Source organism: Corynebacterium sp. ACRPJ, assembly GCF_022347345.1.
Classification (GTDB): domain Bacteria; phylum Actinomycetota; class Actinomycetes; order Mycobacteriales; family Mycobacteriaceae; genus Corynebacterium; species Corynebacterium tuberculostearicum_D.
Map to the genome: position 1 here is coordinate 1 of NZ_JAKRNC010000004.1, position 13,961 is coordinate 13,961.

The 13,961-nt window shown below is 63.5% G+C and carries 17 protein-coding genes; 6 read left to right on the top strand and 11 right to left on the bottom strand.

Annotation, left to right across the window (positions count from 1 at the left end; genetic code table 11):
- Positions 1-294: 294 nt before the first annotated feature.
- The 7 genes from MHY08_RS03855 to dapE are packed head-to-tail and all read right to left on the bottom strand — an operon-like array spanning position 295 to position 5,050.
- A complete protein-coding gene (locus MHY08_RS03855) occupies positions 295-1,161 on the bottom strand; it encodes a methyltransferase domain-containing protein (protein ID WP_239235437.1) in 867 nt (288 codons plus the stop codon).
- A gap of 9 nt (positions 1,162-1,170) precedes the next feature.
- Entirely contained in the window at positions 1,171-1,338 is a 168-nt protein-coding gene (locus MHY08_RS03860) for a DUF3117 domain-containing protein (protein WP_005323535.1), read from the bottom strand.
- A gap of 12 nt (positions 1,339-1,350) precedes the next feature.
- Entirely contained in the window at positions 1,351-1,644 is a 294-nt protein-coding gene (locus MHY08_RS03865) for a DivIVA domain-containing protein (protein WP_005323537.1), read from the bottom strand.
- A gap of 3 nt (positions 1,645-1,647) precedes the next feature.
- Positions 1,648-2,370, bottom strand: coding sequence for a glucosyl-3-phosphoglycerate synthase (locus MHY08_RS03870; protein ID WP_239235439.1), 723 nt, complete (start codon positions 2,368-2,370; stop codon positions 1,648-1,650).
- Positions 2,367-3,179: a dihydropteroate synthase gene (folP, locus tag MHY08_RS03875; RefSeq protein ID WP_200435252.1), complete on the bottom strand. Its 813-nt coding sequence runs from the start codon at positions 3,177-3,179 to the stop codon at positions 2,367-2,369. Before folP ends, MHY08_RS03870 begins: the two co-directional genes overlap by 4 nt.
- A gap of 14 nt (positions 3,180-3,193) precedes the next feature.
- Positions 3,194-3,958, bottom strand: coding sequence for a TIGR00730 family Rossman fold protein (locus MHY08_RS03880; RefSeq protein ID WP_239228039.1), 765 nt, complete (start codon positions 3,956-3,958; stop codon positions 3,194-3,196).
- A 3-nt stretch (positions 3,959-3,961) separates the two neighbouring features.
- Positions 3,962-5,050, bottom strand: a complete 1,089-nt coding sequence (dapE, locus tag MHY08_RS03885; protein WP_239192502.1) for a succinyl-diaminopimelate desuccinylase — start codon at positions 5,048-5,050, stop codon at positions 3,962-3,964.
- An 89-nt stretch (positions 5,051-5,139) separates the two neighbouring features.
- On the opposite strand from dapE, the gene MHY08_RS03890 reads away from it, so the two are divergent.
- The 6 genes from MHY08_RS03890 (at position 5,140) to MHY08_RS03915 (ending at position 10,836) form a co-directional block, all read left to right on the top strand.
- Positions 5,140-6,498 (top strand): amino acid permease, encoded by a 1,359-nt coding sequence (locus MHY08_RS03890; RefSeq protein ID WP_239235441.1) that lies wholly within the window; start codon positions 5,140-5,142, stop codon positions 6,496-6,498.
- Between the two features lie 17 nt (positions 6,499-6,515).
- Positions 6,516-7,487 (top strand): 2,3,4,5-tetrahydropyridine-2,6-dicarboxylate N-succinyltransferase, encoded by a 972-nt coding sequence (dapD, locus tag MHY08_RS03895; protein WP_204609547.1) that lies wholly within the window; start codon positions 6,516-6,518, stop codon positions 7,485-7,487.
- Between the two features lie 99 nt (positions 7,488-7,586).
- Positions 7,587-8,918 (top strand): amino acid permease, encoded by a 1,332-nt coding sequence (locus MHY08_RS03900; RefSeq protein ID WP_239235574.1) that lies wholly within the window; start codon positions 7,587-7,589, stop codon positions 8,916-8,918.
- A 318-nt stretch (positions 8,919-9,236) separates the two neighbouring features.
- Positions 9,237-10,094 (top strand): type IV toxin-antitoxin system AbiEi family antitoxin domain-containing protein, encoded by an 858-nt coding sequence (locus MHY08_RS03905; protein WP_239235443.1) that lies wholly within the window; start codon positions 9,237-9,239, stop codon positions 10,092-10,094.
- 57 nt (positions 10,095-10,151) lie between these two features.
- Complete coding sequence (locus tag MHY08_RS03910; protein WP_049377975.1) at positions 10,152-10,361, top strand: helix-turn-helix transcriptional regulator; 210 nt, start codon at positions 10,152-10,154, stop codon at positions 10,359-10,361.
- Positions 10,354-10,836, top strand: coding sequence for a transcriptional regulator (locus MHY08_RS03915; RefSeq protein ID WP_204609553.1), 483 nt, complete (start codon positions 10,354-10,356; stop codon positions 10,834-10,836). Before MHY08_RS03910 ends, MHY08_RS03915 begins: the two co-directional genes overlap by 8 nt.
- Positions 10,837-11,077: 241 nt before the next feature.
- Here the strand turns inward: MHY08_RS03915 and MHY08_RS03920 are convergent, their stop codons facing one another.
- Genes MHY08_RS03920 through fdxA form a run of 4 tightly spaced genes read right to left on the bottom strand, consistent with a single transcriptional unit; the run spans position 11,078 to position 13,919 of the window.
- A complete protein-coding gene (locus MHY08_RS03920; RefSeq protein ID WP_204609555.1) occupies positions 11,078-11,641 on the bottom strand; it encodes a GtrA family protein in 564 nt (187 codons plus the stop codon).
- A 30-nt stretch (positions 11,642-11,671) separates the two neighbouring features.
- The gene (locus MHY08_RS03925) at positions 11,672-12,547 is read right to left on the bottom strand and encodes a pseudouridine synthase (protein WP_239235444.1); all 876 of its coding nucleotides are present in this window, start codon (positions 12,545-12,547) and stop codon (positions 11,672-11,674) included.
- A complete protein-coding gene (dapC, locus tag MHY08_RS03930) occupies positions 12,504-13,592 on the bottom strand; it encodes a succinyldiaminopimelate transaminase (protein ID WP_239235445.1) in 1,089 nt (362 codons plus the stop codon). The genes MHY08_RS03925 and dapC overlap by 44 nt, the downstream gene beginning before the upstream one ends.
- 3 nt (positions 13,593-13,595) lie before the next feature.
- Positions 13,596-13,919, bottom strand: a complete 324-nt coding sequence (gene fdxA, locus MHY08_RS03935; protein ID WP_005327491.1) for a ferredoxin — start codon at positions 13,917-13,919, stop codon at positions 13,596-13,598.
- Positions 13,920-13,961: the final 42 nt, after the last annotated feature.

Sequence of the window (13,961 nt, forward strand, 5' to 3'; positions counted from 1 at the left end):
GACCCCGCCCTTCGCGCTCACCGGCGCGGCCGCCCACCGCGGTTCCGCCTCCCCTGGTGAGCGGCAAGGGCGGGGTTGCGCGTTTTCGGCCTCACTCCGCTGAGCCGCGTCTGTCCTCGCTCCCTCATACGCGTCCTTCGCGCTCACGGGGAGAAGCTGGGGCGTCGGAAAGCGTGTGCCGGTGAGCGGCAAAGGCGAAAACCTCCCCTCGCGCTCACTGGGGAGACGAAAGAACCGCCCCACGCGCTGCCGGTGAGCGCGAAGGGCGGTGAGGTGGCTGGGGCCAGCCGGGAGCTAGACGGCGCGGAGGCGGTCCAAGCGGGCGCGGGCGGTGACCGTGAGCGTCGGGGGCAGTGCGGCCATGCGCTCGGCGAGTTCGCCGGCGCTGATGTGGCGCGCGGACGGGCTCATGCCCACCTGGGCGGCGACGGAGGCCTTATCCAGCTCGATGGGGAACGAGATATCGACCGGGTCGGCCGCCTGCTCGAGGAAGCCCTCGGCCTGCTCATACATGCGCTCGACCTTGCCTTCTTCCACGCCGAGGATGCCGAGCGGCTCGCGCAGCTCATCCAGGTGTCCGGCGCCGGGGGTCAAGACGATGACCTGGCCGCCTGGGGCAAGCACGCGCTGGAATTCGGCGGGATTGCGCGGGGCGAAGACGACGGAGATTGCGTCGACGGACTCATCCTGGATGGGAAGGCGCTCCCACACATCGGCCACGACGGCGCCGACGCGCGGGTGGCACTTAGCCAAGTGCTTCGCAGCGTGCGGGGAAATGTCGAGGCCAACGCCGCGGGCCTCCGCGATGGAGTCCAGGGTGTGGGCCAGGTAGTAGCCGGTGCCGGCACCCACCTCGAGGAGGGAGGCGGGCGTGGACTCGGCCAGGGAGGCGGAATCCAGTCCGTCCTGGACGGCCCCGGTTACGGCCTCAACGAAGGGCGCGAAGTGGCCCATGGCCAAATAGGTCTCGCGGGCGTTGACCATATCCATGTCATCGCCCTTGTGCTTGAGTCCGGCGCCGGCCGCGAGGGTGACGTAGCCCTGCTTGGCCACATCATAAGAGTGGCCGGATTCCGAAACGAGGCGAGAGAAATCATCGGCACCAGAAAGCGCGGTGCCATCGGTGGGATCGGCCAGAATGTCGACGATATGAGAAAGCATGTACCTAGACTAGCTAGAAACCTCGGTCAACAGGGAACCGAGCTCGGCGGCCTCGTCCTTGCTCAGCTCGATGACGATGCGACCGCCGCCATCCGAGGGGATGCGCATGACAATTTTGCGGGACTCCTCTACTGCTTCCATTTCTCCGCCCGTCGTGCGCGGCTTCATTGCTGCCATAGTGAGTCTCCTTTAGTTAACTTCTTTTCCTTCCAGCTTAGACCTTTTCTGCGCGGAAGATAGTTGTTCTTCCAGTTGCGCGAGGAGATCGTCTACCTGGTCCTGGCGGTATCCACGGGGAACTACCTCGAATTTCACCTGGTCAAGGCGGCCTTCACGGAGGGCGGCGCGGTTATTTTCCTGCACCTTCTGCGGCTCGTCGAGCGGGTGCATGACCTCGCCGCGGCCAAAGATGGAGCCCCACACCCAGGTGCCGATGACGGTCAGGGCGATAAGGACGAGGAGGAGCATAATCCAAGACAGCATGGCTTAAACCTTACCTTTTAGCGGCGGGCGTTGAGCAACGGGCGCGAGGACCCCGGCGCGGGCGAGCAGCGTGCGCGCAACCACCTCGGCCATCGGCGCCAGCTCGTGCAGCGGCCGGTTGCGGTGTACCCGCGTGCCCAGGTCTACCTGTGCGACTTTGCCCCGCTTGGCGACGTCCACCATTAGCCCCGCTTCCACCCCATACCCCTCCACGAAGGGAAGTTCTAAGGCGGTGGCGCGGCGCAGGGCGTATTCGCCTCCAAGGGGCTGATCGATGTGGGCGAGCTCGGGAAAGAGCTGCTTGATGAGCGGCTTGGCGGTCAGTTCGGTCACGCGGCCGCCGCCGGTGGGCTGGCCGTTGAGGCTGCGGCGGTAGCGGGCTTTGACCATCTCCACCGCGGGGTCGGCGAAGGGCGCGGCCAAGGCCGAGACCATGCCGGGCGCGGCGGATTCGAGGTCGGCGTCGACAAAGACGACGATGTCTCCCTTCGCTGCGGCAACCCCGCGCCAGAGGGATTCGCCCTTACCGGGTCGCGGTTCCTCTGGGAGGATATCGCGCCAATTGCGCACATCCGCCCCGGCGGCGGCAGCGCGGGAGGCGGTGGCGTCGGTGGAGTCTGCGTCGATGACGAGCACCTCGAGCGGTTCATCGGCGAGGCAGGCGCGCACGACGTCCGCGACGGTGTCCTCCTCGTTGAGCGCTGGAATGATTACAGAGACGCTCATGCAAGGCCTCGCGTGGTTGCTAGCGGGGCGACCTCGCCTTGGATGGCGGCGGTCATGCGGATGACATCAGCCGTCTCGGCCACCTCGTGCACGCGAAAGGCGGCCACGCCGCGGGCGGCGGACCACGCGGTGGCGGCCAGGGTGCCGGCCACGCGCTCTCCTACCCCGCGGTCGAGCGTCTCGCCCACGAAGTCCTTATTGGATAGCGCCATGAGCACCGGCCAACCGGTGGCGACGACCTCGTCGATGCGCCGCAGGAGCTCGAGCCCGTGAAAGGTGTTTTTGCCAAAGTCATGCGTCGGATCGATGAAGGTCAGGTCCTCCGGGCAGCCGAGGGAGGCGGCGCGCTCGGCCAATTGGGTGGTTTCCGCGATGACATCGGCCACCACGTCGTCGAAGTGGACGCGATGCGGCCGGGTGCGCGGGGTGATGCCGCCGGTGTGCGAGCACACGTAGCCCACGCGGTGGTGGCCGGCGACCTCGATGAGCTCGGGGTCCCAACCGGCCCAGGTGTCATTGACCAGGCCGGCGCCGGCTGCGATGGCTGCCTCGGCTACCTCGCTGCGCCAAGTATCGACGGAGATGAGCACGTCCGGGTGGCGCTCGTGCACCTTCTCGATGGTCGGCACCACGCGGTCGATTTCCTCCGCCGCGTCCACTGCCTTGCCGGGGCCAGCCTTCACACCGCCAATATCGACGATCGACGCACCGGCCGCGATCACCTCATCACAACGGCGCAGCGCCGGGTCGAGGTCAAAGGTTGCGCCCTTGTCATAGAAGGAATCCGGGGTGCGATTGACAATCGCCATCACACGCGCGAGGCTCAACGCGGCTCCCTGATGCGCTTATCGCTCATGACTTGGTGGCGCTGGATGATGTGGGAGAGGGCCTCATCGGGGTCGTCGGTAAGCAGGAAAAGCTCCCGGTCGCCCTCGTTGATATAGCCGTTGGCCGCGAGGGTGTTTTCCATCCATTCCAGCAGGCCGGACCAGTATTCGGTGCCCATGAGCACGATGGGGTAATTGGTTACCTTTCCGGTCTGCACCATGCACATGACCTCGAAGAACTCATCCATCGTGCCCATGCCGCCAGGCAGGCAGATGAAAGCCTGCGAGTACTTCAAGAACATTGTCTTGCGGGCAAAGAAGTAGCGGAAATTCAGGCCCAGATCCACATACTCATTAAGCCCCTGCTCGTGGGGAAGCTCGATGCCCAGGCCCACGGATAGCCCGCCGGCCTCGTGGGCGCCGCGGTTGGCTGCCTCCATGATGCCGGGGCCGCCGCCGGTGATGACGGCATAGGAGTGCTCGGCCAGCTTGCGGCCAACCTCGACGCCCAACTGGTAGCTCGCATCCTCCGGCGTGGTGCGTGCGGAACCGAAGACGGTCACGGCCTTCGGCAGCTTGGAAAGCGCATCGAAGCCAGCGACGAACTCGCCTTGGATGCGCAGGACGCGCCACGGATCGGCATGCTGCCACTCATGGTCCGCGCCGGACTCCAAGAGCCGTTGGTCAAAGGTGGAGGCCTGCTCGCCTTCGGTGCGCAGCAGCATCGGGCCGCGCAGGGTGCGCATCTGCTCAGGGGTCATGGTCTATCCCTTCAGGTAGTTCACGAGGGCGGTGGATACTTCGGTGATCTGCGCGGTGGGGACCTGCTCGTCCTTCTTATGCGCGAACCCGGGGTCGCCGGCGCCGAAGTTTACGGCCGGGGTGCCCATTTCAGAAAAGCGGGCGACGTCGGTCCAGCCGTACTTGGCGCGGACGTTGCCCCCGACGGCGTCGATAAGAGCCTTGGCCGCTGGCTGGCCCAAACCGGGCTGGGCGGCCGGTGCGATGTCATCGATCTCGATGGTGACGTCTTCTTCCTCGCCGATGATGGACTTCATGTAGTCCAGCGCCTCGTCGCTCGTACGGTCCGGCGCGAAGCGGAAGTTCACAAACATCCATGCCTCATCCGGCAGCGTATTGGTGGCCACGCCGGACTCGAGGTGGACGATGTTGAGGCCCTCGCGGTAGGTGCAGCCATCGATGGTGACATCGCGGGACTCATAGGCGGCGATGCGGCTCATAATGGGTGCGAGCTTGTGTGCTGCGTTGGAGCCGAGCCAGGCGCGGGCCGAGTGCGCGCGGGTGCCGTGGGCGGTCACGCGCAGGCGAATGGAGCCCTGGCAGCCGGCCTCCACCATGGCACCGGAGGGCTCGCCCAGAAGAGCGAAGTCGCCCTCGAGCCACTCCGGGTGGTCTTTTTGCAGGTGGCCCAGGCCATTAAATTCAGTGGCCACTTCTTCGCCCTCGTAGGCGATGACGGTCAGGTCATGCTTGAGCTCGTCCGCTTCGTGCAGCTGGGCAAAGGCATTGAGGTAGACGGCCATGCCGGACTTCATGTCCACAGTGCCGCAGCCCCACATAATCTCTACCCCGTCTTCAGAGGTTTCCATGTGATGCGGTACATTTTCTGCCAACGGAACGGTATCAATGTGGCCAGCGAGCACCACGCGGGAACCGAGCCCGCGGTTCGTGCGGGCGCACACGGTATTGCCGTAGCGGGCAACCTCGACGTCCAATCCGCGCAGCGCTTCTTCGATGGCGTCTGCGATGGCCTCCTCATGGTGGGAGGGGCTCGGAATATCTACGAGCGCCTTGGTTAGTTCGATGGGGTCTGCATATAGATCTAAAGTCACAAAGCGCCATGCTAGCGCTCCGCGCAGCTCACCGCATTGTGTAAAGTTCACTTCACTGCAAATAATTCGTCCCCCGTAAGGTGATAACAATGGCCGAAGCCACTCAATTGAAATCCCGTCATCTCACGATGATGGGCCTTGGCTCCGCCGTGGGCGCCGGTCTCTTTCTCGGCGTGGGCCTCGGCATCCAGATTTCCGGCACCTCCGTGCTCATCTCCTATGCCGTAGCCGGCGCGCTCATCGCACTGGTGATGTGGATGCTTGGTGAAATGGCTGCCGCCCGCCCCTCTTTGGGGTCATTTTCCACCTACGCCGGCCAGGCCTATGGCCACTGGGCGCGCTTTACCATGGGGTGGATTTACTGGTTCATGCTGATCATGGTCATGGGCGCCGAAATCACCGGCGCGGCCGCCATCATTTCCAATTGGTTCGATATTGCCCCATGGATTCCAGCGCTTATCGCCGTGGCGTTTTTCGCGGTGGTCAACTTCGCGGCCGTGGGCGGTTTTGGTGAGTTCGAGTTCTGGTTCGCCATCATCAAGGTTGGCGTCATCGTCGCCTTCCTCGTCATCGGCGTACTCATGGCGCTGGGCATCCTGCCGGGCATGGATTTCTCCTTGGCCGGTACCAACTTCACCGAGAACTTCCTGCCCAATGGCATGCCGGGCTTCGCCGCCGGTTTGCTGGCCGTTGCCTTTGCCTTTGGCGGCATCGAGCTGGTGACGATCGCGGCGGCCGAATCCGAGAACCCGGCGCACAACGTGGCCACCGCGGTGCGCGCCATCATCGTGCGCATCATGATTTTCTACATCGGCTCCATCGTGGTGATCACCATGGCGCTGCCGTTTAGCTCCATCCAGGACGCCGATGTCGCGGCCGATTCCCCCTTCACCCTGGTGCTCGCGGCCGCCAAGATTCCTTTTGCGGCCGGCTTCATGGAGGCGATTATCGCCCTAGCACTGTTGTCTGCCTTCAACGCGCAGATTTACGCCACCTCCCGCTTGGTCTTCGATATGGCCAAAGACCACTGCGCCCCGGGATTCTTCCTGAAGCAAAATCGTGCCGGCTCCCCCATCAACGCCGTCATCTTGTCCATGGTCTTCGCCTTCGCTTCGGTGGGCCTGCAGTTCTGGAACCCGCCAGGGCTTCTGGCCTTCCTCTTCAACGCGGTCGGAGGGTGCCTGCTGGTCATCTGGTCCTTCATCGTGGCTTCCTTTATCAAGTTGCACCCCGTCCTGCGCGATAATGGCGAGCTGACCGAGATCCACGTACCCGGCTTCCCCTGGCTTCCGTGGGTTACGGCCGCCGCCCTGGCCGGACTGACCCTGCTCATGCTCTTTGATCCGGCCGCGCGCAACCAGGTCATCTCGGTGCTCATCCTGGCTGCGGTGCTCGTCATCTTGTCCTTCGTGCTTCCCACCGGCCAGCGCGCGGGGGCGCGGAAGTAGTTGCTAAGCTAGCGGGCATGACTTCTGCATCCGCACGTGGCCTAGCAACCATTACCCATAACGGCACCGTCTTGGACGTATGGTTCCCGGCCGTATACACCGATAAGAACGTAGAGACCACCGAGACCAAGCGCTTGGAGGAGGTTCCCCAGCAGTTCTCCGCGCTGGCCGGCCCGGACGAGGAGCGCGGCGTAGCCCGCGTCGCCGTTGAGACCTCCATCAAGGATCTGGATGACGCCCCCGTCGATACCTACGATGCTTACCTGCGCCTGCACCTGCTCTCCCACCGCGCGGTCAAGCCGCACGGCCTGAATATGGATGGCATCTTCGGCCACCTCAACAACGTTGTCTGGACCAACTACGGCCCGTGCGCCGTGTCCGATTTCCAGATGGTGCGCGGCCGCCTGGCCTCCCGCGGCCCGGTCGTTGTCTACTCCGTGGACAAGTTCCCCCGCATGGTGGACTACGTTGTACCGTCCGGCGTCCGCATCGGTGACGCAGACCGCGTCCGCCTGGGCGCCCACCTGGCTGAGGGCACCACCGTTATGCACGAGGGCTTCGTCAACTTCAACGCCGGCACCCTAGGCGCCTCCATGGTGGAAGGCCGCATCTCCGCGGGCGTCGTCGTAGGCGATGGCTCCGATATCGGCGGCGGCGCGTCCATCATGGGCACCCTGTCCGGCGGCGGCAAGGAGGTCATCTCCATCGGCGAGCGCTGCCTCCTCGGCGCCAACTCCGGCATTGGCATTTCGCTTGGCGACGACGCCGTGGTCGAAGCCGGCCTCTACGTCACCGCCGGCACCAAGGTGGCCGTCTTTGGCAAGGTCGCGGAAGCACTGGGCGTCGACAATGGCGAGAACGTCAAGGGCTCCCAGCTCTCCGGTGCCTCCGGCATGCTGCTGCGCCGCAACTCCGTCTCCGGCGCGGTTGAGGCCGTGGAGTGGAAGGCTGAGGCCGTCGCGCTTAACGACGAGCTGCACAAGAATTAACACCCCCGATTCCTATAGCCCAATCGGGCAAAATAAGATGGAGGGGTGATTGATAACTCCTCCACCCTCGGTTCTGGCCTGAAGGTCCGCCACCTGACCATGATGGGGCTAGGCTCCACCATCGGTGCCGGACTTTTCTTGGGCACCGGCGTCGGCATTTCCGCCGCCGGCCCCGCCGTGCTCCTCGCCTACGTCATCGCAGGCTTTCTGGCCATTTTGGTGATGCAGATGCTGGGCGAGATGGGCACCGTTATCCCCGCCTCCGGCTCCTTTTCCGAATACGCCGAACACGGCATCGGCCGCTGGGCGGGCTTTACTCAGGGCTGGATCTATTGGCTAGCCACCGTTGCGGTGCTCGGCGCCGAAATCACCGGCGCGGCCGGCTTCATTGGCTCTTGGTTCAACGTTTCGCCGTGGATCCCCGCCGCCGTCTGCGTGGTCCTCTTCGGCATCGTCAACCTGCTGCGCGTGCGCAGCTTCGGCGAATTCGAGTACTGGTTCGCCCTCATCAAGGTCGTTGTCCTCGTGGCCTTCCTCATTATCGGCGCGCTACTCATCTTGGGCCTACTGCCCGGCCACTCCTTCATCGGAACCTCCGTCTTTCTTGAGGACGGCTTCATGCCCAATGGCCTCGGCGGCGTCGCGGCCGGCCTGTTGGCCGTAGCCTTCGCCTTCGGCGGCATCGAGGTGGTTGCCATCGCTTCTGCCGAATCCGAGGACCCCGAAAAATCCCTAGTCAACGCCGTGCGCTCCACCATCTTGCGTATCTCCGTGTTCTACTTGGGCTCCGTCCTCGTCATCACGTTCCTCCTGCCCTATTCCATCCTGGGCGGTGCCTCCACGGCCGCGGAATCCCCCTTCACCATGGTTCTCGAGCGCGCCGGCATCCCGGGCGCGGCCGGCATCATGGAAGTCGTCATCGTCCTCGCACTACTCTCCGCCTTCAACTCGCAGATCTACGCCTCCTCCCGCATGATGCATTCCCTAGCCTCCCGCGGCGAGGCCCCACGCATCTTCACCACCACCAATAAGGACGGCGTTCCCACCACCGCCATCGCCCTCTCTGTCCTCCTCTCGGCCGTCATGGTGGTGCTCAACTACGCCGATACCGGCTGGCTGCTTAGCTTCATGCTCAACGCCGCCGGCGCCTCCCTACTCATCGTCTGGGTCTTCATCGCCGTCAGCCAGCTACGCCTGCGCCGCCAGCTCGAGGCGCTCCACCCCCTCCCCATCCGCATGTGGGCCTTCCCCTACCTCACCTGGTTCGCCCTCGCCCTCTTTGCGGCCATCGCGGTGCTCATGCTTACCGACGCCACCGCCCGCACCCAACTCCTCTCCGCCGCCGCCATGTTCGCGGTGCTCGCCATCGCCGGCGTTATCAATTCCAAGGTTCGCGGCATCAACCCGACCTCAACGCTGCCCCTCACCTAGCCCCTTATCCCAGGGGGCTCACCTCGCCCCTCCGTCCTCCCTCGGCCACTCCCGCCCTTCGCGCTCACCGGCACGAGGCGGGGTCTCTCTTTTTCGTCACCTGGTGAGCGCCTAGGGCGAACTCTGCCCACGCCCCCTCCCGTCGCGCTCACGGGGAGCACAAATCAGGGCAACCCGGGGCCGCCGGTGAGCGTGAAGGGCAGTTATCCACAGCTATCCGGACCACGCAGCGGAAAATCGCCCCCGAACCCCGGGTTATCCACAGGATGCCGCGACGCGCATAGCTACAGCTCAACACGACCGCTTAGGTTAAGCCCCATGGGGGAATGGACTACCGCGGAACTACGCGGGCAAGGTTTGAGCAAGGATGCGATTCGTCGCAAAGTGCGCGAGGGGAAGCTGTATCGCGTGCACAGGGGGATTTATACCGATGAATGGACGCCCTGGGCGGTGGCGCGGGCGCTGGCGCATGGGCTCAGCCGCATCCATTTCACGGGAAAGACGGCGCAAGAGATTTACCTCGGCCGGCAGCTGACATTTCCTCTGGAAGCGGAGGGACCGCGCACTTTGAAGGGTAAGAGCTTTCGCGTTTCACACTCGCGACTTCAAGCCACGCACAATGTCAACGGCCTTCCGGTGATGCAACCGTTGTGGGCCGCGCGAAGGATTTCGCGAGCCTGCAGGCCTCTTTTGGAAGAACACTACCGAGGGAAACACGGCCCCGGCCGTCTAGAAACGGATCGTCGGCGAATGCGGCGCGTCCCAAGGAGTCTAAATGAGACGATCCGGCACGCCGCGATTGGAGCGGATAGCCCACCGGAGCGCACTTTAAGCAGAAAGCTGCGCACTGAAGGAATTTTCCCAGAACACAATGCTCTCATTGCGGGGTACCGCTTTGATCTCAGGATTGGAAGGCTCCTTGTGGAGGTCGATGGCTGGGAATACCACAAGCACAGCGAGGCCTTTCAAGCTGACCGGTCCAAACAAAACTCGGCCGTCGCCCACGGATATACGGTTTTGCGCTTTACTGCCGACGACATCAACTACCACCTCAGCGAAGCCATCCTACTTATCAAAGCCACTCTTGAGGTGCTAAAAGGCCGCAACCCTGAGCTTCCGACCTCAGCAACTCAGCCTTACTGGAAATGGCATCTATGTGTGAAACATTTGCTTTAATGACAATTATCCTTTACATTCGGATATACAAGCAAGACACACAGTAAAGGAGTCCAGATGGCCGACCACCCCAACATGGTCCGCAAATGGCGCCGCTGGCTCGAATTATCACAAGCCGAACTCGCTGAAAAAGCCGGCGTCTCCCGCCAGACCATCGCCAATATCGAACGGGGCAATTACTCCCCTTCGGTGCACCTCGCACTGGACATTTGCCACGAACTAGGTAAATCCGTCGAAGAAATCTTTGGAGCCGAACAACATGATTAACGCCATTGCCAACTACTCCCTCAATGAAATCGAGCGCGCCACTCGCGATGAATTCGAACGCGACACGCTCTATAAAGCCTGTGCAATTGGCATCACTCTCATCCCATTCCTCGAGCTCGTCGTCGCCGCAATCCTCGCCTGGGTTCTCCCCGGCCGAATGAGCATGCTGTGCTTCCTCGCGCTCGTACCGTCCATCCTCGGCAATTCCATCGGCACAGCTTGGATGCGCAAGCGCGTCGCCACCCCACCAGTGGGCCGAAATTGGACCGCAATGGCCGTCTATTTCATCCCACTTATCGCCATGTTCGCTGGCATTGCCTATAACGCCTACGCGCCTGCCGACGGCCACAGCCCCGCCTCTTACCTCCTCGGCACCGCCGTCGGTGTAATCACCGTACTCATCCTCACCCCCTTCATTCGTCGCCGCCAGCACCGCCGCGACCAGGCTCGCCTGGATGCCGAGCTCGAAGACTAGTCCCACTCCCGCTCCCCTCCACCCGCCCTTCGCGCTCACCGAGAGGCCCACTCACCGTCGTCGAAGGGATGCCGGTGACCGCGACGGGAGCATTGCTTGCCGACGCCCCCCTTCCCGCTCACCGGCAGCTAGAAAAAGCCCCATCGCCGTGCGCTGGTGAGCGCGAAGGGCGGTGGGGCGAAAGGCGATGGGGCCAAGGGGCGGGACAGAGCGAGGCGGATGAGGCCGGCCCGGGACCTGGCTAGGCAGGTTCAGTTTCCTGGACAACCTGAGGCGCCTTCGGCTTCGAGCGGAAGGTCCACAGCTTGTTGATGACGAAGTTGATGGGCATCGCCACGATGATGGAAATGGCGTTTGCCCAGTAATACATCGTGCGCAGGCCGGTGGAATCATCCAGAATATCGGCCGGCAAATGGAGCGGAGAGGTGGGATTCATCAGCAGATGCTGAATCGCCATCGACACCACGAAGGCACCAATACCGGCGAGCAGGAAGGGGAAGAATCCGCGGATCCAGGACACTTTAGACACTGACTTGAAGGTCCACATGCGGTTGAGCTGGTAGTTCCACGTATTTGCGACTAAGAAAGCGATGGTGGAATAGAGCATGAACCAGCGCAGGTGAAATTGGGTTCCGAAGAGGTTGACCAGCGGGTCATTGGGCATCGCTTCGAAGCATGCCCAGCCCCACTTCTTCGCCAGGACCGAGGTGATGAGATTTACCGCGGTACCGGAACCGCCGACGATGCCGAATTTGAGAAACTGCCCAAAATTGGACACAAAGCGCGCGACGCTGAGGTCTGCCATGGGCCGCCTTTCTAGCCAGTGATTAAATAACTACTCGATTGTAGTTCTTAAAGCCTGGGAACTGAAAAATTGACGCTCGGAATGTGATAGAGGATCTATAAAAGTTATAGCCTCGTGGAGCAGGGCGAGCGGGGTTCGGAAGTCATAGAGGTCGAGCTCGCGCGGGGTGGGATAGGTATCGTCGCCGAGCAGCGGGTGGCCGAGGTAATTGAGCAGCACCCGCAGTTGGTGGGTATGGCCGGTGCGCGGCCACATGGTCACCTCCCGGCCGGCGGCGCGCACAAACGTGGAGGTGGGCGCGCCGTCGGGGGCGACGAGCACCTGGCGCGACCCGCGGGGCTTGCGCATGCGCAGGGTGATTTCCCGGTCCACGAAAAGCGGCTGCTTGACGACGCCCCGATACCTCTTCACCGCACTCCCCTCCAGGAAGATGCGCTGGTAGTCGGCGCGGGTTTCGGGATTGCGGGAGCAGATGACGAGGCCAGCGGTCAGGCGGTCCAAGCGGTGCAGGGGTACGATGTCGTCTTCGCCGAAATCCACGCGGAGGCGGGTTTGCAGCGTTTCGTGCTGGAGGCGGCCGTTGGTGGTCGTGGGCAAGAAGTGCGGCTTATCGGCCACGATGAGGTCGCGGTCGGCGTGGACCACGGAGTAGTCGAAAGGAATCGGGCATTCCGGAGGAACGGAGGGGTGGTACCAGGCGGGCACGGGGTGTGAAAGTGCGGCGCCGGGCGGCAGCAAGGTGCCGGGCGAAAAGGGGGAGTCGCCGGCGCGGGCGGCGAAGTACTCCCCTTCCTCGGGCACGCGGCCGCGCAGGACCGTTTTGCGCGGGGAAATGCCCGCGCGGGCGGGAGGCCTGCCGGAATTAGGCACCGGCGAGGCGGTCCACGGCGGCATCGATGCGCTCATCGGTGCCATTGAGACCGATGCGCACGTGCTTCTCACCTGCCGGGCCGTAGAAGTCGCCCGGGGCAGCGAGGATGCCGCGCTCAGCCAGCCAGTCGATGGTCTCGCGGCAATTCTCGCCACGGGTGGCCCACAAGTACATGCCGGCATCGGAGTGGTCGATGGTAAAGCCGGCGTCGACAAGCGCGTGCATAAGCACCGCACGGCGGGAAGCGTAGCGGTTGCGCTGGAGGGCCTCGGTGTCGTCGTCGTTTAGCGCGGCGACCATGGCGGCCTGGATGGGGCCTGGAACGATGAGGCCAGCGTGCTTGCGCAGCTGCAGCAGCTCGGCGATGAGCTCGTTATCGCCCGCGAAGAAGCCGGCGCGGTAGGAGGCCATATTCGCCGTCTTGGACAGCGAATGCATGGCGATGAGGCCGGTGTTATCGCCATCGGTCACGCGCGGATCAAGGATGGACACCGGCGGATTATCGTCGTTCCAGCCCAGGCTCATATAGCACTCATCGGAGGCGATGATGGCGCCGGTCTCCCGTGCCCACGCCACGATGCGGCGCAGCTCCTCCACGCCGAGGACGCGGCCGGTGGGATTGGAGGGCGAATTCAAAAAGACCAGGGAGGCATCCTGGAAATCGGAATCCGCGCGCAGCGGCTTAGCACCGGCGAGCAAGGCGCCCACCTCATAGGTGGGATAGGCCACCGAGGGGAAGGCGACGGTCTCGCCGCGCATACCCAGAAGCGTGGGCAGCCAGGCGATGGCCTCCTTGGTGCCGACCACCGGTAGGACGCGGTCAACCTGCATGTTATAGCGGCGGGTGAGCGCGGCGGCGATGGCCTCGCGCAGCTCCGGGGTGCCGGCGGTCTGCGGGTAACCAGGGTTCTGCGCGGCCGCGGTCAACGCGAGCTGCACGCCCGGGGACACAGGGTCAACGGGGTTGCCCACCGAGAGGTCAACGATTCCACCCGGGTGGGCCTGGGCCTTCTTCTTGGCGCCGGCCAGCGAATCCCAGGGGAAGTCTGGAAGCGTCTTTCCTAGCGGTGTGCGTGCCATGTCTTACTCCTGATTCTGTGGCGGAAGCGCGGCAATCATCGGGACGTCAAAGTCCTGTGGCCCAAGGGCTGCCGCGCCGCCCGGGGAGCCCAGGTCATCGAAGAAGGCCGCGTTGGCGTCGTTGTAGTCCAGCCACTCATCGGGAACGTCATCCTCGTAGAAGATGGCCTCGACTGGGCAAGCCGGCTCGCAGGCGCCGCAGTCCACGCACTCATCCGGGTGGATGTAGAGCATGCGCTTGCCCTCATAGATGCAGTCAACAGGGCATTCCTCAACGCAGCCGCGGTCCATTACGTCAACGCAAGGCTGTGCGATCGTATAAGTCATGGAGATTCCTTGAAGCTTCCTGATTTCTCGGATTTGGGATGT